The organism is Algoriphagus chordae (assembly GCF_003254055.1).
Taxonomy (GTDB): Bacteria; Bacteroidota; Bacteroidia; order Cytophagales; family Cyclobacteriaceae; genus Algoriphagus; species Algoriphagus chordae.
In genome coordinates this window covers 18038-41123 of record NZ_QKZT01000023.1, presented here as the reverse complement: position 1 = coordinate 41123, position 23086 = coordinate 18038, and the positions used below count along the sequence as shown (strand labels likewise).

The 23086-nt window shown below is 39.9% G+C and carries 20 protein-coding genes; 19 read left to right on the top strand and 1 reads right to left on the bottom strand.

Going from position 1 to position 23086, the window contains the following annotated elements:
- Nucleotides 1–4: 4 nt before the first annotated feature.
- The 14 genes from LV85_RS19215 to LV85_RS19150 all read left to right on the top strand — a co-directional run bounded on the left by LV85_RS19215 (nucleotide 5) and on the right by LV85_RS19150 (nucleotide 17621).
- A complete protein-coding gene (locus LV85_RS19215) occupies nucleotides 5–472 on the top strand; it encodes a GNAT family N-acetyltransferase (RefSeq protein WP_111322513.1) in 468 nt (155 codons plus the stop codon).
- A complete protein-coding gene (locus tag LV85_RS19210; protein WP_111322511.1) occupies nucleotides 465–2105 on the top strand; it encodes a hypothetical protein in 1641 nt (546 codons plus the stop codon). The genes LV85_RS19215 and LV85_RS19210 overlap by 8 nt, the downstream gene beginning before the upstream one ends.
- 9 nt (nucleotides 2106–2114) lie before the next feature.
- Nucleotides 2115–3311: a glycosyltransferase family 4 protein gene (locus LV85_RS19205; protein WP_111322509.1), complete on the top strand. Its 1197-nt coding sequence runs from the start codon at nucleotides 2115–2117 to the stop codon at nucleotides 3309–3311.
- On the top strand, nucleotides 3308–4186 hold the full coding sequence (locus LV85_RS19200) for an NAD-dependent epimerase/dehydratase family protein (RefSeq protein ID WP_111322507.1): 879 nt from the start codon (nucleotides 3308–3310) through the stop codon (nucleotides 4184–4186). Before LV85_RS19205 ends, LV85_RS19200 begins: the two co-directional genes overlap by 4 nt.
- Before the next feature lie 4 nt (nucleotides 4187–4190).
- Nucleotides 4191–5225, top strand: coding sequence for a glycosyltransferase (locus LV85_RS19195; protein WP_111322505.1), 1035 nt, complete (start codon nucleotides 4191–4193; stop codon nucleotides 5223–5225).
- On the top strand, nucleotides 5225–7072 hold the full coding sequence (gene asnB, locus LV85_RS19190) for an asparagine synthase (glutamine-hydrolyzing) (RefSeq protein WP_111322503.1): 1848 nt from the start codon (nucleotides 5225–5227) through the stop codon (nucleotides 7070–7072). The genes LV85_RS19195 and asnB overlap by 1 nt, the downstream gene beginning before the upstream one ends.
- Nucleotides 7069–8037, top strand: coding sequence for an MraY family glycosyltransferase (locus tag LV85_RS19185; protein WP_111322501.1), 969 nt, complete (start codon nucleotides 7069–7071; stop codon nucleotides 8035–8037). The genes asnB and LV85_RS19185 overlap by 4 nt, the downstream gene beginning before the upstream one ends.
- A 145-nt stretch (nucleotides 8038–8182) precedes the next feature.
- Nucleotides 8183–9142: a hypothetical protein gene (locus tag LV85_RS19180; protein ID WP_111322499.1), complete on the top strand. Its 960-nt coding sequence runs from the start codon at nucleotides 8183–8185 to the stop codon at nucleotides 9140–9142.
- A gap of 580 nt (nucleotides 9143–9722) precedes the next feature.
- Nucleotides 9723–10190, top strand: coding sequence for a nucleoid-structuring protein H-NS (locus LV85_RS19175; protein ID WP_111322497.1), 468 nt, complete (start codon nucleotides 9723–9725; stop codon nucleotides 10188–10190).
- Between the two features lie 26 nt (nucleotides 10191–10216).
- Entirely contained in the window at nucleotides 10217–10795 is a 579-nt protein-coding gene (locus LV85_RS19170) for a hypothetical protein (protein WP_111322495.1), read from the top strand.
- Nucleotides 10792–11634, top strand: coding sequence for a hypothetical protein (locus LV85_RS19165; protein ID WP_111322493.1), 843 nt, complete (start codon nucleotides 10792–10794; stop codon nucleotides 11632–11634). The genes LV85_RS19170 and LV85_RS19165 overlap by 4 nt, the downstream gene beginning before the upstream one ends.
- Nucleotides 11621–14071, top strand: a complete 2451-nt coding sequence (locus LV85_RS19160; RefSeq protein WP_111322491.1) for a leucine-rich repeat domain-containing protein — start codon at nucleotides 11621–11623, stop codon at nucleotides 14069–14071. Before LV85_RS19165 ends, LV85_RS19160 begins: the two co-directional genes overlap by 14 nt.
- A gap of 470 nt (nucleotides 14072–14541) precedes the next feature.
- The gene (locus LV85_RS19155) at nucleotides 14542–16068 is read left to right on the top strand and encodes a hypothetical protein (RefSeq protein WP_111322489.1); all 1527 of its coding nucleotides are present in this window, start codon (nucleotides 14542–14544) and stop codon (nucleotides 16066–16068) included.
- Complete coding sequence (locus tag LV85_RS19150; protein ID WP_111322487.1) at nucleotides 16056–17621, top strand: hypothetical protein; 1566 nt, start codon at nucleotides 16056–16058, stop codon at nucleotides 17619–17621. The genes LV85_RS19155 and LV85_RS19150 overlap by 13 nt, the downstream gene beginning before the upstream one ends.
- Nucleotides 17622–17942: 321 nt before the next feature.
- Here LV85_RS19150 and LV85_RS19145 read toward each other — a convergent pair whose 3' ends face one another.
- Entirely contained in the window at nucleotides 17943–18230 is a 288-nt protein-coding gene (locus LV85_RS19145) for a four helix bundle protein (RefSeq protein ID WP_245942380.1), read from the bottom strand.
- A 112-nt stretch (nucleotides 18231–18342) separates the two neighbouring features.
- On the opposite strand from LV85_RS19145, the gene LV85_RS19140 reads away from it, so the two are divergent.
- From LV85_RS19140 to LV85_RS19120, 5 genes are all read left to right on the top strand, one after another.
- A complete protein-coding gene (locus LV85_RS19140; protein WP_111322485.1) occupies nucleotides 18343–18849 on the top strand; it encodes a winged helix-turn-helix domain-containing protein in 507 nt (168 codons plus the stop codon).
- A gap of 339 nt (nucleotides 18850–19188) precedes the next feature.
- Nucleotides 19189–20016, top strand: coding sequence for an ABC transporter permease (locus LV85_RS19135; RefSeq protein ID WP_111322483.1), 828 nt, complete (start codon nucleotides 19189–19191; stop codon nucleotides 20014–20016).
- Between the two features lie 402 nt (nucleotides 20017–20418).
- The gene (locus LV85_RS19130) at nucleotides 20419–20802 is read left to right on the top strand and encodes an endonuclease domain-containing protein (protein WP_111322481.1); all 384 of its coding nucleotides are present in this window, start codon (nucleotides 20419–20421) and stop codon (nucleotides 20800–20802) included.
- A 196-nt stretch (nucleotides 20803–20998) separates the two neighbouring features.
- Entirely contained in the window at nucleotides 20999–21664 is a 666-nt protein-coding gene (locus LV85_RS19125) for a GNAT family N-acetyltransferase (RefSeq protein WP_111322479.1), read from the top strand.
- 262 nt (nucleotides 21665–21926) lie between these two features.
- A complete protein-coding gene (locus tag LV85_RS19120) occupies nucleotides 21927–22853 on the top strand; it encodes a glycosyltransferase family 2 protein (RefSeq protein ID WP_111322477.1) in 927 nt (308 codons plus the stop codon).
- The last annotated feature ends 233 nt before the right edge of the window (nucleotides 22854–23086 follow it).

Here is a 23086-nt window from a genome sequence, read left to right as displayed (position 1 = left end):
GAAAATGGGTTTACTAAATAAGCTTAAGCCATTCCCAGTAGATCTACTTTTGTATAGCTGTACTAGAAACTCAGCTTTGTCAGATGCTTTGAATAAGGATTTTCCTTATCAGATTGATTTCTCAGAAGCAGACTCGCAGTTTATTATCAAGGAAAAAGGAAATCTGATACATCGCAGTAAGCTTTTTACTTCTAGTCTTTTGCTAAAGAACTTTGGCTACAAACAGCCATATATAGCTATTGGGGATTGTTTCACGGACGATAATTATCGAGGTCAGGGGATTTACCCCAATGTCCTTCATCATATTCTTAAGAAATTTGTGTCAACTCACGACGTATATATGCTCGTGGCTCCTACCAATACTCCTAGTATCAAGGGAATGGAGAAAGCTGGATTAATACCATTAGCAAGATTACGATGCTTGAAAATTGGGCCTATTTACCTTAATAAAAACACGGTTAAGATTGATTAAAAACATTTTACTACTGGCTGAGCAGGCAGGGAAAAGACTGAGTTTTGATGGTTTTTTGAAATTTGCTCAAAGCAAGGATGAATCCATCATCAGGCTTTCAATTGAATTTTTGACTGAAGTCAGCTTAGAAAGCCTATTTCTAGAAATTGATTTTGATGAAGTACCGCAGTTTTGGAGAGGTACTGACTACGTGTGGAAGCCTATTGCTACTCCATACCTCAGTGCAAACTACCACAGTCCTAAGATTCTCAAGTTTGCTGATAAGACATTTGTGGCAGCTATGACTACCACAGGATGTTGGGAATGGGATGCTAAAAGGGGGAAGTTGCTATGGTATCTAATTCATCCAGATTTGAATCCCACCTTTCTATATGATCAAGATGATAAAAGAGAGTGGATTACTACTTCTACAATAAGTAAGGGAGTTACTTACGAATTATGTCTATTTGAAGGTTTAGGACCGGTACCAGAAGTAGCGAGAAGTCCAATAGGCTTTGTTCCCACTGTTTGCTTTACGGATCACTGTGATTTTGATACCCCTCAACTCCTTGTTGCTCAGCGAGAATTCTTTGCTAGAGCAGGTATTAGGACCACAAAAGGCTTTTTTCTCCATACCTATTCATACCAAGGCGACTTTGCAGCTATGGATCAAGCAGGCATGCATGATGAGTTTTTGAGATGGGAAAAAGATGGGCATGAATTGACATACCATGCACTGAGCAGATCTTTTAGGGAAGAAAGTTGGTCTGAGTTCCAGAATTTTGAGACGCCTGAGAATTTCAAGCAGATTTCTACCTACATCGATCACGGCTATTTAGCCTACAATTATACCAAACAGACTAATGACAAGAAGGCTGACTGGTATCAGCATATGGAAGCAAAGGGGATTGATTTGATATGGAATTACTTAGACGTAATGGAAGGTAACGCATTGTCAAATAATCAACTATCTGTATTTGATTCAAGTATTAAATCAATAAAGGATGCGGCGGATTGGCATATTAAAAACAAGCTTCCTATAAATAAAAGTCGAGATACTAAAACTTGGCTTGCCTATGGTACAAGCGAGCGGTTCGATAAAGGGATAAAACACTTTAATTGGTTGTTCCGAAAAAGAAAGCTACATGGACATAAGAAAATTCTAGCAGCTGGTATTAAGATAGTGCCTATGGTTTTTGATTCAGAGATATGGAAAAAAAATCTCTTTGAACGAGCTAAGCCATTTCACTTTTCTCGATTTTCCCCTGTCTTTTTTAAGGCAATGAATCAGCCTTTTACAGAGATTTCTGTTTTTCAAACTGTCTCAGTGAAGGATTTTGCGTCAGTTTTCAGCAAGCCTTCTTTAGATAAGATGAAGAAAGAATGCGGGCTATTGATCGCGCACACCTATTTTGGATTTCTTGGAAGTAATCATCCCAGAAGGTTGTTTTTGGATGAATCAGGAGCATTAAATCCTGTAGCCGAGCATAGTTTTCTATTGCTAGGCAAGGAAATTCAAGCAGGTAGACTATGGAATCCTACTGTGAAGGAGCTTCATGCTTTTCATCGAAAACTCAATGGATTAGCTTTTGATATTATAAATGGTCAATTACAGGCTGTAAACGCACCCGGCGAAGTTCGATACATCGACTAATATTACATTTTGAAAATTCTATACTTTTATCAGTACTATGCCACTCCCAAAGGTTCTTGGGGCACTCGTGTGCATGAGTTTGCGCAGGAATGGGTGAAGCAAGGGCATGAGGTCCAAGTGGTCACTTCCATTTATTCCAAATCGGATCTTACTGCAAGCAAATTCATAGAACATCAGCGTTTCGAAGGGGTGGATGTGACGGTCATCAATGTTCGTATTGATAATAAGCAGCCCTTTCTAAAGCGGATATATACTTTTCTAGCTTATGCAGTTTGCTCCATATGGTATGCACTTACAGCCAAAGCAGATGTAGTGATAGCCTCCTCTGGGCCTATTACCGTAGGAATCCCAGGATTGGTGGCAAGATATATTAGGGGGAGAAAGATGGTGTTTGAAGCACGAGATCTATGGCCAGAAGGTGCCATAGAGTTAGGCTTGTTTCAAAATAAGATCTTACAAAAAATTGCTTATGCATTGGAAAGTAGGTGTTATAAAGCTTCCTCTTTGGTCGTGGCATTATCTATCGGCATGCGTCAGAATATTGAGAGAAGATTTCCCGATGTGAAGGTGATCGATGTTACCAATGCCGCGAACATTCCACTTTTTGCCACTGAGAAGCCATTTGAGGGACGAGGTGTTATTGAAAAGAAAAAGTATGCAATCTATACAGGAAATATAGGAGTAGTAAATAATTCACTTTGGCTACTTGAAGCTGCCAAAATCCTACAAAATCTAGGCAGGAATGACCTTAAAATCCTGATAGTGGGCGAAGGGCAGCAACGAGAGTTAATCGAACAAGGAATCAAAGAGAATTCGCTGGAGACCATTTTGATATGGGGTTTGATGCCCAAGCAAGATCTAGTAGGACTTATTCAGAATGCCATGGTTTCCCTAGTTCCTCTGAAAGGAACGCCAGTTTTGGATACTTCTTCACCCAATAAATTCTTTGAATCCTTAGCTGCAGGTATTCCTGTAGTACAGAATACGCAAGGCTGGATGAAAGACTTCTTGGCTGAATATCAAATAGGATTTACCCTAGATCCCAACGATCCTAAGCAATTGGCTGAAAAGCTAATTGAATTGGATTCAAAACCTGAGTTGCTAGCGGAGATGGGTGAGAAGGCGAGTCGAATAGCTTCAGAGCAGTTTGATAAGGACTTTTTGGCTAATAAAATGTTAGATGCAATAGTGGAGGCTACGCAGTGAAAATCCTTTTAACTGGTGCCTCGGGTTTTTTGGGAAAAGCTATAGTAGCCTCCTTAGCGAAGGATCACGAGCTTATATCACTAGGAAGATCGAGTTCAAATGCAATTCGGGCTGATCTTTCTACTGAAGTCCCTTCCTTGCCTGAGGTCGATCTGATTATTCATGCTGCAGGCAAAGCGCATGTCATTCCAAAAACTGCTGAAGAAAAGCAGGAGTTCTTTGATGTGAATGAAGCCGGAACAGTCAATCTTTTGAAAGGTATAACCGCCAATCCCAAGGCTATCATTTTTGTAAGTACAGTAGCTGTTTATGGCAAAGAAACTGGCAAGAAATTGGAAGAGACAGCACCCTTACTAGGAGATACACCCTACGCTCAGAGTAAGATTAACGCTGAGAATTCTGTTAAAGAATGGGCTGAGTCAAATGCTGTTAATTATTTGATTATCAGAATACCTTTGGTAGTTGGTAAAGATGCACCTGGTAATTTGGGAGCAATGATCAAAGCAATAAAGGCAGGCTATTATTTTCGCTTAGGATCTGGAGAGGCTAGAAAGTCCATGGTTTTGGCTGCGGATATTGCCAAAGCAATTCCGATGTGGACAGACAAGTCTGGTATTTTCAATTTGACGGATGGGGCTCATCCTAGCCTGGCCGAGTTGGATGAGTATATCGCTGATAAGTTTGGAAAGAAAGTCAAGAAGCTACCTTTGAGCTTTCTGAAGATTATTGGGAAACTGGGGGATTACATTCCAGGATTCCCACTGAATTCATACCGTATTGATAAGCTGAGTAATGAGCTGACTTTTTCAGATCAAAAGGCGAGAAGAGCATTGGATTGGAAACCGAGCTCAGTCATAGGTACTTTTATTCCATGAGACAGTGAAGATACTTTTTCTAGGTGAGACATACAGAGCTGATGCTCAAACTTGGATTCAAGGCATAGAGAGAGAATCGGGCCTTAGAATTCAAACAAAGGAAATTGCCAAAACTGGAGGTAGGTTGGCGCGTATATTCGCAGCTCTTAGCTTCCTTTTCGAGTTGGCATTCAATTCAGAGAAATATGATATCACTTTGGCTGAAAGAGCCACTAGCTATGGTTTCCTTAGTTTGTTGGTGAAGACCAAAGTCAGAATAGTAGCACAGCAAGGGATAACAGATGCATTTCCTGAAAATGGGTTTGCAGGGTGGTATAAACGCAAATTGCAAAGAGCTATCTATACCAGAGCAGATCTTATTCATGCTTGGGGATATGTGATGACTTATGCGATGCTAGGATCTGGAGCTTCTCCAGTAAAAATACTAGTGAAGCCCAAGGGTTTGGATTTGGAAAAATATAAATTCTTCCCACCTTCCTCAGAGCGGAAATTCACCGCTATTGTAACTCGTAGTTTGTTCCCTATTTATAGGCATGCAGAGATCTTGGAGGCCATACATATTCTGAAGAAAAAAGGAATTCTTTTGGACTGTATTATGGTGGGCTCAGGGCAGGAGGAAGAAAACCTTGCCCAAAAATCTCGTGAATTGGGGCTGGAAGATCAAGTTGTTTGGACTGGAAGAATACCTAATTCAGAACTTCCAAGCTATCTAGCTAAAGCGCAGATTTACATAGCAGTACCAGAAACAGAAGGAGTGTCAGCCTCCTTATTTGAGGCAATGGCCTGTGGTTGCTTTCCTATTGTAACTGAACTTCCAGCCAATAAGGCTTTTATCGATCAGGGAAACAATGGCCTACTAGTTCCTGTTGGACAAACAGATGCTTTAGCTACAGCTATTGCTGAGTATTTGGGCAACTCTGAGCAATACACAGATGGTATCATCAGCAACAGAATATTTATAGAGCAAAATTGTGATTTGAAAACTAATATGAGCTCATTTTATCAAACTTATTTATCACTGCTAAAGCAGCGTAGTTAATGTGCGGAATTACAGGATTTTGGAATAAAAACAATCAACCTGCTGGTGGAAAGGTGCTTCAGGCAATGACAGACTCACTCATTCATCGTGGGCCTGATGCTGGGGGGCAGTTTCTGGATGGAGACCTAGCTTTAGGACATAGAAGGTTATCCATTTTGGATCTGAGTGAGGGAGCCAATCAGCCCTTCATTTCCCCCTGTGGAAATTTCACATTAGTATTTAATGGTGAGATATTTAACTACCAGGAATTCTATCCTGAGTTGAAGGCAAAAGGATATAAGTTTGAGACTACATCCGACACTGAAGTTTTGCTATTTCTCTTAATAGAATACGGGATGAAAGTCCTCCCAAGGTTAAATGGTTTCTTTGCTTTTGCCTTCTGGGAAAAAGATAGTAGGACGCTTACTCTCGTTAAAGATAGGTATGGAGTGAAGCCACTATTTACCACAGTCGATGAGCGTGGGATGGCATTTGCCTCAGAACCAAAAGCTCTTTTTGCCTACGGTATTGCAAAGGAAATTGAAGAAGAGCATTTGGCGGAACTGTTTTTTTATCGTCATGTAAGCGGCGAGAATACTATTTTTAAAGGAGTAAAGCGGTTTTTACCAGGACATTATCAAGTCTGGAAAGATGGAGTAGTTCTAGACAAAACTGTTAGATGGTACCATCTGGGTGAGGAGGCAGCTGCATTACCTAAAATCAAGAATCCATTAGCCTGGTACGAAGAGACGTTTTTGGATTCGGTAGCCCTTCGAATGATTTCTGATGTCCCAGTAGGAACTATGCTTAGTGGAGGACTGGACAGTACAAGTGTTTTGTATGCTCAGCACCAAATGAACTATCAGGGGTTAAGCTCTTGGAACTTGAAGTTTCCTGGATTCGCCAAAGATGAGTCACATTTGGCACAGCGTCTTTCTACGGATTATGGAGTTGAGTATAATGGTTATGAGTTTTTGGGTGAAAACCTCGTGGACTTACTTGATGAGTCTATTCAGGTAAATGACGAGCCACTGATGCATTTTACAGATGGTTTACTACTTGGTTTATCCAAAAAGGCAAAAGAGAAAGTTTCGGTTTTGCTTACAGGTGAAGGGGCAGATGAATTGATGGCAGGCTATGTCAGGCACAAAGTCGCTGGACATGGTTTAATGAATGACATGCTTCATTTTATTCGGTACGTACCGGAAAAGTGGATTACGAATGATAGACTCAGAAAAATGAAGCGCTATCTGGATGGAAATAATCCCGACTTTCAGATTCTCACCAATGCAAATGAGATGTTTTTGGCAGATTATAAAAAATTGGGTTTGGATCACTTGAACCTTCTGCCAGACTATAGAGTAAAAATGCTTGAGGAAGCCAAGAAGTTTCATCCCAAAAATGAGCTCAGACAATTATTGTATTTAGAACATCATACACATTTGTGCTCTTTGAACGATAAAAATGATCGGACTTCTATGGGAGCATCCATAGAATGCCGAGAACCATTTTTGGATTATAGGTTAGTTACTGGTATCAGTACCCTTGGAGATGAGAATTTTTCCACCAGAGGCAAATCCAAATGGCTATCTATGAATACCATTGGGAAAAAGCTCCCTGATTATATCCAAAACCATGAGAAAATTGGATTGGCTATACCATGGAACGAATATTTCCTCAATAATCCTGAGCTGAGGGATCACCTAGAAACTATGCATGAAAGCCCCTTATTTGAAATGGGCTGGCTGAAATACCTAGATGTGAAAAAAGTAGTGAATGATTTCAAAATGAATCCTGTGAAAAACTATACCTTTATCAGACAGTTATTTTTCAACTCATACTGGTACAAGACCATTTTTGCCCAATGATTTTATCCCAAATCATAGTTTTTCTAGCGCTGCTACTTCTAGCCTTGATCTATCATAGACTTGCGCTCAAGTTCAATATTGTAGATAAACCAAATCATCGTAGTTCACATATACATACTACCGTAAGGGGAGGAGGGATTTTGTTTCCATTTGCCATTATCTTTTGGTGGATGGCTTTTGATTTTCCGCATACTTGGATGGTACTCGGAATAGTTTGGGTATCGGCGATCAGTCTGCTAGATGATATCTACACCTTATCGAGTAAGATTCGCTTTGGGATACAGTTTCTGGCACTTTCAATGGCGTTTTATGATTTGGATGTGTTCACGCAGATCAATTGGCTTGCCTTACCTGTACTCTACTTTATAGCCTTAGCGGTCATCAATGGGATTAATTTCATGGATGGTATCAACGGTGTCACTGGATTATATGGTCTGGTTTTTCTAGGCAGTATGCTTGCCGTCAATGCCTACTTAGGGATTTTTGATGAATTTTTGATTCGCTATGAGATATTGGCGATCTGTGTTTTTCTAATCTTTAACCTGCGTAAAAAGGCGTTGATGTTCGCAGGGGACATAGGAAGTATATCACTCGCTTATTTGATGGTGTATCTCTTGGTTCAGTGGTATCTGGAATCAGGATCTTGGACAGTTATTCTTTTCTTACTCATTTATGGTTTAGATACAGCGATCACCATCTTTGACCGAATTAGAAAAGGGGAGAAGATATCTGAACCACATCGTAATCATCTGTACCAAATACTCGCAAATCAAGGAAAAAAACCTCATGTCAATATAGCCTTGGCTTATGCTCTCCTGCAGCTAGTTGTGAATTTTGCATTTTTTATATATCCTAAAAGTACCCCAAGCCCTCTAGTAGGAGCCTTGATGATCCTGGGTACAGGCCTCCTATATTTGGCAATCAAATCATTCCTGCTCAAAAAGTACTCAAATAATCTCGGCTGAGTAATGAGTAATCATCCAATTTATCCTCGATTCTAATCAAAATAGATCTTGTTTGTTGCGAGTTTTTTAAAGAATTGATTATTGACACTTCCAATACACTACCTGATCACGAGACATTCAATTTTGCCTGCCTGTCAATTGGGAAATGACGGAAATTGAGCTACTGAATATCCCCAATTATTATTCATCCTTCTACGTTTTGGGCTTGTCTAGGGCATTCAAGCTGAAATTTGTAGTAAAGCCGGATTTTGAAGAATTTCATAATCGAGGGTATGTGATTTTCAAAGTAGGAGGAAAGCTAGGGGTAATAGACAATCATGATCCGGTCGGTGTAAATGAAGTGCTCTATCAGCAAGCTGATTTGTACTTTGCTACCAATAAATTGCGTGATCATGAGAGTTATATGCAAGAAAAAGTACGGCCAATTTTCCCGCATTACCTCGTAAATATCTTGCCCTTGTACTTTAAGCTTTTTGGATTCAACCTCCTTCGTTTTCTTAAACCTAGAGATCTAGCCAAAGAAATTTACGTTTTGAAATCTCAGTATGCATACAAGCAAGAGGCACAAAAGTCTAGTTTTGGGAATTATGTGTTTTTTTCTGGCAGTACTTGGAAAAAGGAGTCCTGGGCAAATACAATTCGTGCAGAATTTATCAGAGCATGCAAGGCACATTCTAAGATTGAGTTTGAGGGTGGCTTGATTCCTAGATCTGATGGGGATAATTTCGGTTTTGATCAAGAGTTGAATAAGGGGAAATATCCACCAAAGAAATTTGCCAAACTGAGTGCCAAGTCTCTAGTCAATTTAAATAATCCCGCTGTTTTGGGAGCCGTAAGTTGGCGATTAGCGGAGTATTGGAATAACTCTTCATTTGTGCTTTCTTTTCCATTCGCAGTAGAGTTGCCTATAGTTCCCAGGCATGGTGAGAATATTCACTACTTAGAAAATACTGAGGAGTATTCAGAACTACTGGACCAAGTCATCAATTCCCGAGAATATCATCAAAAAATTGCGAGGGGAGGGAAAATTTTTTTTGATAAATACTGTACCCCTGAGGCACAAGCGAACTATATAGTTTCGGAATTGTTAAGCTCCTCAAATTAGTCATGTCAGCCCTTCCATTGAGCTAAGTTTAGGGTGCTTTCTGCTTGAAAAAACTGATTGAGTTGACAGATTATTCCGAAGCGATAGCCACTTTTATATTAGTCAAATCACTGATTTCCAGTAGTGTTTTTAGATTTTGATCTATTTTTTCACTTACTACTGAAAGGTCAATACAGCCTGACTAAAGACTCCCGACAATGTGAGTGTCACATTTCATTACTGTCTAATACTCTGTCCAAAGGTCCCGATTCACGCAGTTTTATTGAGCGGAGATGAGTACATTATCCACTTGACTGCAGGGCTTAGCAAAGTATTTCCCAAATTATCGAAATCATTGGATCACTTATTGATAATAAATGTAAGAACTGTGACTGATTTGAGAATCTAGGCTCTAACCGCTCTCGTGACTCATGAACCGCTCAAAAGGTATTTGAAAATATTAACAAAAAGCATTTTTGATTTGGAATGGCATTTGCCTTTAAATCATATGATTTTATTTACTTTGTACCCAAATCAAGAAGTAGGGGAAGTCCCTGTTTAAAAATTTATAAAACCTCATCATCTTAATCTAATCCCCAAAATGAAACAAAAATTGTTCTCTATTTCGGTTAACCGCTCACTTATGATTGCCATGGTAGCCATGCTGGCTATGGGTGCGTGTAAGAGTAAAAAGAAAGCTGCACAACCAGCTCCACCAGCACCAGTTGAGCAAGTGCAAGAAGTAGCTCCACCACCACCACCAGTTTCCTCAGCGGAAGAAGTTGCTGCCGAGAAGCTTGAAAATTATTTTAACAGCGTAGCTGCAGCAGGTAATGCCTCTATCGCCAATCAGACCATCCAGGAGACGCTTGGTATGTTTTCTAATCAAGAAACTCCAGTTTTGATCGTGATACACGAGGAAAATGGCATCAAAGATTACGATGAGCCAACTACGATTAAGAAGTATTTGGATTACTTGAAAGACACCAAAAAGAACTTGAACTATATCAGCGATATCCGTATGGATGCTAATGGTAAAGTCTCTGAATTGGAGCTTAGAAGAAAATAATCGCCCATCTGAAAAATAATTTACACATGAAAAATATAATGATCCTTTTCCTGGGCTTATTCCTTGCAACATCAGTAAGCGCACTAGCTCAGTCAGAAACAATCAGCCCTGCTAGAAAGCAAGCTATTGACTCTCTTGCACTAGAGAAAGTTAAAGATTTAAGTAAGTATATCAGCATCATCGGTAGCAAAGAGACACAGTTCTCTGAGGCTAATAGAGTAATGGATCGTGCTGAGGAGCTTTTCTCTCCTGGTGCTGAGATGGGTGTTTCCAGTATCAATACTAACGAAATCGCTTACTACAAAGTAAGACGTTATTTTGAGCGTTTGATGGCTTTGAATTACGATCGAGTGAATATCACTTGGTATGATATTCAGTACATCTCAGATCTAGAAAGACAGCCTGATGGTAGATACGTGGGAGTTGTCACTGTATTCCAGCGTTTTGAAGGTACTTCTATTGAAACAGGAATGAATTACAAGGACACTACTAAGAAAGACATCACTATCTACGTTGAGAAGAAGCAAACCCAAATTGCTGGTAGAACCATCGAATTTTGGGACGTCATGCTAGGTGACGTGAGAGTGACAGAAACCTCCGCATGAGAATAGTAACTTTAATCTTTGCGATTTTAATCGCAAGCATCTCGATTGTCTCGGGGCAGGGCATTGGCAGCCCCGGGACAATCAAAGATGATGGCAGATTTGCTGCCTCTACCAAACAACTAAACCAATTCTTCAGAAGATTTAACGCAGAGGAATCTCCGACTGATGGCAATGTGCGCTATTATCCGGGAGACTCAGCGTATCATAGTATCCCATTGAGAAAGGGGTTTCTAGCTATACTTTTTGACAATCAAACGTCCTCAATAAATCCTGATTTGAAAAAGGAGTTTATTGACTCAGTGCTTTCTCCTAATTATCCTCGCTACATCAATTTCCACAGGGAAGGATGGCTCGCCGAGGTTCAGGCAGATTTTATTCACAAGGGAAAAAGAGAAACTGCCACCTTGATTTTGAAATTACAACCCGAAGGACTGGGGTATGAATGGGTCATAGATGAGGTGTCATTTCCCCCATTCAAAAACATATTTAATAAGCCAGTTGGGGATGAAAAGGATTTCCTACACCCACTTAGTCATGAACTAGGCTTTATGAATCTTAGGAGGGCTTTTGAAGACTCTAACTCACCAGAAGCTTTCACTGAGAGCAGTTTCGAACCAGACTACCTGACCTTATTTCTGTACGAAATGAAGCAGAAAAACATCCGTTATGAAACCGTAACTAATGTTAAATTTCATTTCTTCCAAATAGAAGGCTGGTATTTTGAAGTACACCAATTTAACCGTCCTGGATTTAATACAGGTTGGCTGATTGCAAACCTTGTCAAACTAAACCCAGGAGACAAGGAAACTATCCAGAAATACATTTATGATCAGAACTAAGACCATATATCTAAGTTTACTACTTTTCTGTCTGAGCTTCTCCGGAATAGCACAGACTATAAAAGGCTATACCAAGGCTGAAATAGATGACTACACTAGTAAGGTAGAAGATCAGGTTCGTTTTTTGGAATACCTCCTCAATACCATTGGATCTGCTGACACGCAGCCAAGGGACAAAGATGTGGTAATCCGTGAAAGCTATTTGAAGATTTTTCGCGATGGAGAAGTTCAGGTGGAAGATGATCTCTTGCTGGATAGAAAAGTCGTTACCAATAAAAATGTCACAGCCTATTTGAAAGACATCGAGTTTTTCTACAAGGAAGTAAACTTCAAATTCAAAATAAGAGAGGTAAAACCTCATCAAATGGATAATGGAGATGTGTATTTTACAGCCTCTCTAGATCGGACCATTACCGCTACAGGTATCAATGACGAAAAAGTCACCAACACCAAGCCAAGGTTTGTAGAGGTGAATTTGGATAGTAAAACACAAGAATTAAAAATAGCGAGTGTCTATACGACTAAGGTAAGCCGTGATGAAGAACTCGCCGAATGGTGGACAGTACTCGATCCGCACTGGCAGGCGTATTTCAAAGATCGCTTTGCAGTATCTGAGTTTGATTCGATCAATGTTGATTTATTGTACAAGTTTGTGGAGGTAGATTCTCTGGATATTTCGGGTACGGATTCTTTATTGAATCTCAGTCCTATGGAAGCCATGAGAAACCTGAAGTATGTCAATCTGAGCAATACACAGATTACAGAGCTTGGGCCTATCTCCAACGTAACCTTCCTAGAATACTTGGATGTGTCCAATACGCCTACTTCTGATATTCAGTTTATCAAATATTCTGATCGCCTAAGGCATCTGGATATTTCCAATACCCATATTACCGATATCTCTGAGCTGGTAAATTTAAAATCAATACGCTCACTTCGCATCGAGGAAACACCGATTGTGAGCTTCGCTGTATTGAATGAATTTGACAGTCTGAAAAGTCTTTATATCTCTCAAAGTGGATTCAATAACACAGAGAATATTAAGGATCTCTCAAAATTGGAGAATCTAGATCTGAGCAAAAATTACTTAATCAATTTCAGTCAGTTGGCCGACTTGGCTTCTTTGAAGACCTTGAATTTGTCGAACACCAATATTCAGGATCTTACGCCTTTAGCCGAGCTCAATAATCTAGAAGTATTGGATATTACAAATACTTCGGTTTCCGATATATCAGCGCTTAATGACAAGGAAGCATTGAATAAGGTATTGGCTGATGAGACTCAAATCTCTGTGCTATCCGCAGATGATTTTATTCGAAATAATGCTAAGGTCTTGTTGATTCACCATGTGAAAGACCTCGAAAGCTGGTGGGCAGGATTGTCAGATGCTTGGAAAGCGAGTTTGAAGAAAGCCAATCCAAGGATTACCACCGATAGTCCAAGTGTGGAAACACTCACTAGCACCATAGGCTTGGAAGAACTGGATTTGTCTGGAGCGGGTATAGAAACCCTTAATCCTATTACCAGATTCGTCAAACTAAGCAAAGTTGATTTTTCTGATAATCCTATCACAGAAATAATTTCCCTTAGTGAGGTTAAGACTTTGGTAGAGATCAAAGGAAGAAATTCTCAGGTGAAGGACATTTCACCTATCAAATCCAATGAGAAATTGGTGAAAATAGACTTAGATGGAAGCCCTGTATCCAGTATTATGGATGTACTTAGCCTTCCCAACTTGACTTACTTGAATGTGAACGCTTCTGAAATATTCGAAGAGGAAGTTCCGGAGATAGTAATGCAAAAGTCAAACTTAACGATTGTGTACCGCACGGAAGAATTGAAGGCCTGGTGGGAATCTTTAGATGGAGCTTGGAAAGAGATTTTCAGAAAACAATTCACTCTTTCTGAAGAGCCAAGTACTGAGGAACTGCACAAGATGACAGAAGTGTCTTCCTTGACATTTGAGCGGGTGTCTGTAGGTGATATTCATGCCTTGACCGCATTTGTGAATTTGAGATCATTGGTGATCTTTGATGCGCCGATCGGATACATTGCGCCTATTGAGGAGCTTAAGCTGTTGGAGAAATTGAAAATTTCTCAGGTACCGGTGGTTGATTTTTCTCCATTGAAAATGCTACCCAACCTGAAAGAACTGGACATTAGCAATACGGGTATAGATGACCTAGATCCATTAGAGGGATTGTTTAATCTAAAAACGCTCAACATCTCTGGTACCAATTTGAAAACACTCAAAGGCCTAGAGGGAATGAATAAGCTAGAGGAACTTGATGTGGCGAGCACAAACTTACGTTCTCTGAAGCCTATCGAGGGGCTGCCAAATCTCAAGAAACTCTCTTGCTTCAATACCAGACTGAATAGTAGAGCCGTGGATAATTTCAAAAAAGCTAATCCTGATTGTGAAGTAAGATATTACTAGAGAGGTTAGTATTAATTACAAGGTATCAAGTCTAGTTGACCAGTTTTCAGGGGTTATAGGTAGTACATCCTATAAATAGCTTAGGTTTCAAAGCCTAGGCTGCTATTGAATTTCAATCTATTTTGACATTACTACAGCCAAAGCCATAAGCCCTTCCAGTTTGATCCCTCTGAGAAGGAGCATTTAATCCTGAAAATTCGATGGGAAAAGGAAGGTAAAAGGGATTAAAAAATTAGATAAAAAATCCCTTTAATATTTTCTTAGAAAAAGTAGTGTTAGAAAAGTTGCTTAATCACCCTGACATAAAGGTATGTAGTGGATCTTGAAAAAAAATACCCTGTACAGGGTATTTTTTGGTTTAAAGCAGAGGAAGTTTTCCACAAAACATGATTTTTGGAGGAGTTGGTTTAATTATTTTTATATTGGAATTAAAGACTTAGCTTAAAAAACAGCAGAAATTTGCATTTATCTTGAACAAGATTTTAGCAGGATGTACAGTTTTATCACTTTTACTGATTTTTTTCGGAATCAATCGTGGATTTGATATTTCCGATGAAGGCCTTTATGCACTACTTGCGGTGCCAGATCAGGAGAACATTGCCGGTATTTTCAACTACGATTTATTCTTCAAGCTTTTTTATAAGATCACTGAGATTGAGTTTGGTATAGTTGGGTTGCGCGGGCTTCGTTTGTTTTTCTATTTGTCAGCAGCGATTTCCCTGACATTCTTCTGGAAAAATTTGGCCGGAGCTAGCAAACTGCTTATCGACCATTTTTTATTGTCGCTACTCGGATTATTCGCTGGCTATGGATTTTTGCCTCAAAGTCTATCCTACAATTCCCTAAGTGTAGTACTTGTTTGTTTTTGGTTAGCCTTGATTTCCCTCAAAGATAGGAGCATAATACAGCATGTCCTGATAGGCTTGGTTTTGGCAGGGCTGGCGTATGTTAAAATCACGGCATGCTTGGGTCTAGGGCTACTTACTTTAGCTTGGATGATTTTGGGTAATAAAGTTAAGTTACTAAGCCTCCTCAGCTTAGTTCTTCCATTTGCAGCGGTTGAAATGCTCTTGTATTTCGTTTTGGATGATTATGCGCTTTCTCGGATGGTGGAAGCCACTCATATGATGGGGAATCGAAATGAGTATTCTTTCTTATTATTATTGAAATATTCTGCTGTTGGATTTTTTTGGTTGGCCCTAGTTTCTATTCCATTTTTGATAAGCAGCGCAATTCGTACTAGTCGCCCCAAGTTGGCTTCTTTGATCTTAGTACTTGGATTGTTCATCCTAGTTTGGATAGCCTATGCTACTACAATAACTGGAGAGTGGAATCATGTGGTTTTACTGTCGACAGTAGCTATTCTTGCTTTTTTTGCGCCTAGGCTACCTTTTGCAGCTATTTCTACAAATCAACGCTTTCTAGCGCTAGTCCTGCTGGTGTTGCCTTTCGTACTGCATTTTGGCAGTAATGTCTATTTGCTTCGCCTAGGTATTCATTATTGGGTATTTTGGTTACTCGCGGCCTTCTATATGTGTAGTCTGCTTCATGTGAAGTTTCTAAAGTACATCAGAGCATCTGTTGGAATAGTAACAGTATTGTTGGTAGCTAATGGTATTTGGATTCATCCCTTTGAACAAGAAGCACTCTGGAATGCAACAGAAGAGTGGAGCTATGGAAAGGAAAGCCAAATTAAACTTTCCAAAAATCAGATTGATTTGTTGAATATCATGGAGCCATTATTGAATGATGAGGAAGAACTCTTAGCGTTTTATAGGATACCAGGAATCCCTTATCTTTTGGGTAAAACTTCACCGAAGTCACCCGGATTTTGGACCAAAAGTCAAGTGGCGTTCTACTTTCCTAATGGAATTTCCGATAACTTGATTATCAACCATCCACATAACTCCTTGCCATTGGGGCTGGATTCCAACTACCACAAAAAGATGTTTTCCATGCCAAATGGCGAGCAACTTCAAGTTTTATGGAGAGATTAAAAGCTATTTCATTTATACAGGTTTGGACAATTCTAGGTCTACTCTGCATGATCTCGATTTGGTTTCTTCCCTGGAGATTTCAGGTGAATGATGATGTGATCATGATGTGGCTTGTTTCTGGGGCATATACTGGAGAGCCAGAATCTTATGTGGTCTTCATCCACCCGATTTTAAGCTGGGTTTTTTCTAAGCTTTACACGCTTTCCCCAAGCATTCCTTGGTATCCATTGACTTGGTTTATGATAATTTATCTGAGTTACCTTGCTTTGATTTTATCTTTGAGTCAAACAAATATGGGGTTTAATGGTAAAAATATTCTATCCCTCTTTTGCCTTTGTCTTTTTCTCCATTTCGCACTTTTTCTTCAATTTACTATAGTGTCTGGAATTGCTGGGATTACTGGTTTTATTTTACTTTCTTTTTCGATAAGTACAAAGACAAAAGGTTTGTACCTTTTTTCAATAGTCCTATTTATCTTTTCTATATTAATTAGATGGGAATCTTTCATTTTGATTTCATTAGGCTTAGGATTCTATTTTTTGATCTTCAAAACATTCAACGGTATTCTTAAGGAATCAAAGCGAGTTTTGATTCCATTTTGGATACTAATCACCTTAGTGGGATCAAAGGTGTTTTGGGAAAATCAGTCGGAATATGCTGATTTCGTGAAGTACAATAAAGCTAGAGCTCAGGTTTCAGATCATCCAGCTAATTACAAATTATTAGGGCAGGATAGACTACCTGGAGATTCCAACTGGTTCTATTTTTCTCAGTGGATGATGGAAGGAGATGGACTTTCATCTGAGGACTTGGAGACCAAGAAAGTAGAATTGGATATTGAATATTTTACGCTTAATCAGGTCTTTAACTCCCTATCTAGACTGGCTTCAGTGATGTTAACTGAGGCATTCAAAACTGTATTTTCGATGATGCTGGTAGGACTTTATCTGTACAGATTCAAATGCTCAAAGAAGTCATTGTTTTACCTTGGGTCCTGGCTTTCTTTCTTTCTAGTATTCAATCACTTTTATGTTCTGAATGGAAGAGTGATCATCTTATTCTTTTTACCACTTTTGTACCCACTTATCTTAGAGCCTACACAGAGATTGGCGAGTAAAAGGCTGTCTCTAATTCTAACGGTAATCATGTTACTGCTTTTTGGTTTTCATCTTATTAATTTTTTAGAGGAGGCAAAAGGTAGGAAGATCATGCGAGAAGAATTCTTAGTTCTTACTAAAAATCTTCCTCTTGGATCGCTAATTGTTATGGAAGGCTATAAGGAAAATTACCTTAATATTAATTATAGTCTAGACAAGCCTGTGCCATTCCTAAGTTTGGGCTGGATTTCACAAAGTCCATTTCAGAAAGAAAAACTTCACAATCTAGGTCTTTCTCAACTTTCTGATGCCAAGGAATACTATTTATTGGGAGTAGATGTAAATCAAGAATTTTATTTCCCTGGTTATATGAACTACCTAGGAGGAAAGTATACACTCGAAAGCAAGGTAGTAGAAGCCAATTTCATACTTTTTCATTATTCTCAAAGGCACTAATCTTTTATAGAATTTTTTAGGCTAAACAAAACTTATGCTGCCTAGTCATCATGACCAACTTGCAAAAGCCATTTTACCGAGTAAATTTGTTACTCAGTGAGTAAGTTTTTGACTCATCAGCTATTTCCCATAAACGGGAGTGAAGGAGCGAAGCATTTATTAGTTGATAGTTGTTTGTTACTAGTTGTTAGTCAGAATACGACAGTATTTTTAGTCAAAAAAGAAAGATCTCGTTGGTTCTTAGGTTCTCCAGCTTGTTCTTACATATTCCGTGAAGGAGTGGATTTTGCCTCCTAGAAGATTATAATCTTCCACAAGTTTCTAGCAATCAATTGAAAGATATGGATACAAAACTAGAATTTTCTCCAAATGAGATGAGGTTTCCAGATTGCTTGCTTCGGCATACACCAGAAATTTAATGAAATCACTTTTATAGATTCTTCTACCATATCCCTCCACAATATTTGTATTGACAGAATTTGAAGACCGCCTCAACTGGCTACCCAATTCGTATAATTCAAACTTTGGAAGTTTAAGTGAAAATGGATGTGTTTTTAAAAATAAACTAAAACTGATTTTATAAATATCCAAGTCTCTGTAGCTACTCATGATGTTGATGTTTTAAGTTGAAAGAAATGTCTAAAAGTATTGATAACCAATATAATAACATCTTTACCGATAACCAACACCTGTCCGACCTGGCGGAACAAACATCTAACCATTGCTCGACTCCCTAGTCACCTCCAAAACCCGTATTAAACTTCTCCTGAAGTTCTTTTCGCATGCAAACTCAGGCTATTTGCGATCGCTAGCCAAGGAGTTTGATGAGTCCACCAATTCTGTGAGAGTGGAACTGAATCGCCTAACCGAGGCAGGTTTATTGGTTTCGCAAGACGAGGGCAAAACCAAAATGTATAAGGCTAATGAAGGACATCCATTCTTCAATGAAATCAAGAATATGGTTTCTAAATTCCTCGGACTAGATGATCTGATGGAGCGTATTGTCAAAAGAATGGGGAAGGTAGATAAAGCCTATATCGTAGGAGATTATGCCAAGGGGATTGACTCAGGAACAGTTCAGATGATTCTTATCGGTAAAGAGCTGGACAAGGAATACTTGGAGTTTATCAAAGAAAAGACCTATGAAAAAGTCCAGCGAAAAGTAGATGTATCCATTCTGGACACAGACCCAGGAGATATTCAAGGAATTCTGGTTTACGGGAAATAAGTTCGCAGTCGCAGTCTCAGTTCAGAGTCCACAGTCGACACCCAACTAACAACCAACAACAAATAACCAACACCCAACACCTGTCCGCCGTGGCGGAACGAATAACCAACAACCAACAACGAATAACCAATCCTCATTCGCCCCGGTTTGTGACCTCACAAAACGGAATGTGTTGAACCTGGCTCTTAAAGGACATATACCCAATTTTAAATTCAAACATTCTCCATTTTAAATTTTTGAACTTACATCTAGCACCTGTCTACCCTGTCGGAACCAACAACAAATAACCAACACCCAACACCTATCCGCCGTGGCGGAACCAACCCACAGCCAAGAATTTTGAATCCCAAAGACAACATAAAAATAATCCAACCCACATCAGGCTGGCAGCTGATAGATTTCAAAGAGCTTTGGCGCTATAAGGACCTCTTGTATTTTCTGACCCTCAGAGGCATCAAGGCTCGCTATGCGCAATCGGTGCTGGGTGTGGCCTGGGCGATTATTCAACCTCTTTTCACTACTGTAGTGTTCACCATTGTATTTGGTAATCTGGCTAATGTGGATTCTGATGGAATTCCCTATGCGCTGTTTTCCTACCTGGCGCTATGGCCTTGGAATTACTTCTCAGGTACGCTGACAGAGTCTGCCAACTCCCTGATACAGAATGCCAATATGATCACCAAGGTGTATTTCCCTAGGATGGTGCTGCCCTTGAGTTCTATTCTATCCAAACTGCTAGATTTTATGATTGCTTTCCTAGTGGTGATAGGAATGATGATCTACTATCAGATTACTCCTGGTTGGGGACTGTTGATCTTACCATTGCTGATCATACAGCTACTGATGTGTAGTCTAGGAGTGGGAATGATGCTCTCTGCCATGGCTGTAAAGTATCGGGATGTCAAGCATGCAATGACCTTCGTGGTGCAATTGTTACTCTATGCTGCTCCGGTAGTTTACAGTACGACCGCAGTTCCCGAAATGTACCAAAAGTTTTATGTGCTAAATCCAATGGTAGGGGTGATAGAAGGCTTTCGCGCCGCATTTTTGGATCGAGCAATGCCTTGGGAATGGATCTGGCCAGGTACTATCGTAGCAGTGATTCTCTTCATTTTCGGCATGATGTATTTTCGAAGGATGGAACGGATATTTGCTGATGTTGCCTGAATTCCTCCATCCGGAGATCCCGATAATATTCAATTTGACATGAAATCGGGACGAAGGATGGAACGGATATTCGCTGATGATGCCTAGACTTTACCTCACCCCGTCCCCCTCTCCTAAAGAGAGAGGGGCGCGAGTCACGGAGATAGATTGAAGTAGGAAAAAAATAGTTGTTCGCTCTTTAATAAACTAGTGCGCCAATTCTTCCTTCAGCGATAAGTAAAAGGATGGGTTCGGTTGTCAAACCCGGTCAATTTTCATCTGAATAATATTTTAGAAAACATCATATTTAGCAGGTAGCTAATTCCCCCTCCGTAGCTATCGGGATGGGGTTGGGGGTAGAACAAATGCTAATTCTCCCCTTTAGTAATCTGAGGTAAAACGGATTCAATAATTTTTCATAAGATGCATCACAAGGCTTCTTCAGAAATATTTAGAAGAGCAAAAGAGCTTCGGTTGAGATTAACTCCCGCGGAAAGCGTATTGTGGGAAAGAATAAGAGCTAACAGGCTTAATAATCTACATTTCAGACGACAACATCCTGTTTATAAATATATTCTAGATTTTTACTGTCACCAGTATCAATTTGGAATTGAACTCGATGGAGAAATCCATGATCAAAGCGATCAAAAGTTAAGAGATTTGGCTAGAGAAGAAGATTTAAGAGGATTGGGTATTCATATTCTTAGATTTAAAAATCACTTCGTTATGCAAGAAACAGAAGAAGTGCTTCGGCTTATACTGATGGAAGTTGAGAGCATTAAGAAACAATGTCCTCCGATCCCCTAAAGCCTGAACCTCAGTAGGATAATCAGCTATAACTTGAGCTTTATCTATCGTAATTATATATTGATTCTGTATATAAATAGGATTTACCCCCCTTTAGGGGCTGGGGGTAATATTCGCTGATGTTGCCTAATTATTTGTTGTTAATTAGCCCCAACACGCGTCCGCCGAGGCGGAACCAACAACGAACAACTAACCCGTGATCTCCACCCTCCCTTTCGACTCTAACCTCTTCAACTATCCTGTTGGCAAGACAAGCCTAGGAGAACTATGGGATGAACATGAGTTTTTGGAAGAAGCTCGGGACTACCAGCTCGTCTATATTTTCTCTGAAACGGCTTTAGTTATTACAAATCCAGCTATTCAATTGGTGGATACCAAACTGACTTTTCAGAAATCTTTGGAGCCATTATCGAAACCCATAGAAATCCAGCATTTTGAGTGCTCTCTGCTGGAGGAGGAACTATTTGATCTGGCCTTTTTGAGCGGAAAATACTCGCGTTTTAAAACTGATTCCCGCCTTCAAAATCTGGAATTCGACAAACTATATAGACTCTGGATAAAAAATGCATTTGAAAAAAATCAAGTGATAGTTGCTCCAGAGAATACCGGAATGGTAACCTATTCAATAGAAAAGGAGCTTGGGAGAATTGGACTGATTGCTGTTTCCGAAAAGTGTCAAGGCCAAGGTTTGGGAAAAAAGCTCGTTAAAGCGGCGGAATTTCTCTGTCTGCACAAAGGAGCTAAATACCTGCAAATCCCAACTCAAGAAGCTAATATTCCAGCCTGCAGACTTTACACTTCACTAGGCTATGAACCTGCTGAAAAGTCTTATGTATATCACTGGTGGAAAAGTTTTGAGTAGTCAATCAGAAGTCATCAGTCTCAAGAATCAAGAATCAAGACATAAGACACAAGAATCAAGACCTGTTCACAGTAATGCATCATTATCCATTTTAAATTCTTAATTCTTTCATTTTAAATTCCCTTAACCATCAACAGCTGTCCACCCTGGTGGAACCAACAACAAGTAACCAGCACCTGTCCGCCGTGGCGGAACAAGCAACTAACAACAAGCAACTAACACCTGTCCGCCGTGGCGGAACCAACCCCCAACCTCCCAATAAATGCATCTATCCATTATTTCTCCAGTTTACCAAGCCGAGACGGTTCTTCAGGAACTAATAGATAGAATCCGTCAAGCCCTGAAAGGGATCACAGAATCCTATGAGATTATCTTGGTAGAAGATGCCAGTCCAGATAATTCTTGGGATAAAATCGAAGAGCTTGCTGCCATTTACCCTGAGATTCGAGGAATCAAACTTTCGAGAAATTTCGGGCAACACTACGCTATCACAGCGGGATTGGATGCAGCAAGGGGAGACTGGATGGTAGTAATGGACTGTGACCTACAAGATAGGCCGGAGGAAATCCCTAATCTTTATCAGGAGGCCCAGAAAGGTTATGATGTTGTGCTGGCAAGGAGAGAGACAAGGAAGGATACTTTTTTAAAGAAGTTCTCTTCCAAATTATTCTACAGAACCTTGGCTTGGCTTACAGGCTCTCAGCAGGATGAGCGCATTGCCAATTTTGGTATATATCAGCGTAAGGTTGTCGACGAGATAATAGGGATGCGAGAGAGTATTCGTTACTTCCCCACCATGGTGAAGTGGGTAGGGTTTCGGCAGACCTCTCTTCCTGTGGAGCATGCAGAGAATGGAGATAGGGGAAGTGCGTATAATTTTAAAAAGTTGTTCAATCTAGCCCTGGATATTATGCTGGCATATTCTGATAAGCCCATCCGACTTACGGTAAAACTAGGCTTAGGAGTAGCATTCACAGGTTTTCTCTTTGCGCTCTATACCTTATATAGATTTTTACATGGAGACATCATTGTGGCAGGTTATGCCTCTCTGATTATATCCATTTGGATGCTTACCGGTTTTCTATTGGTTACCCTCGGTATGGTCGGCCTATATATCGGCAAAACCTTCGAAGGAGTGAAGAACAGACCGATTTATATTGTGGAGAAAAGAGTGGGAGTTCAGGGATGAGTCTCTCAGTGATCAGTGGCAGTTAGCAGTCTTCAGTTTCCAAGAGTTAATTGTCAGTCAACTAACAACCAACCCTTGTCCGCCGTGGCGGAACAAACAACCAATTCCGATATTCAACAGTCATCAGTCTCAAGACGTAAGACACAAGAATCAAGATACGTTCGCAGTAACGCATCATTATCCATTTTAAATTCCCTTAACCAAAAACACCTGTCCGCGCCGGAACCAACAAC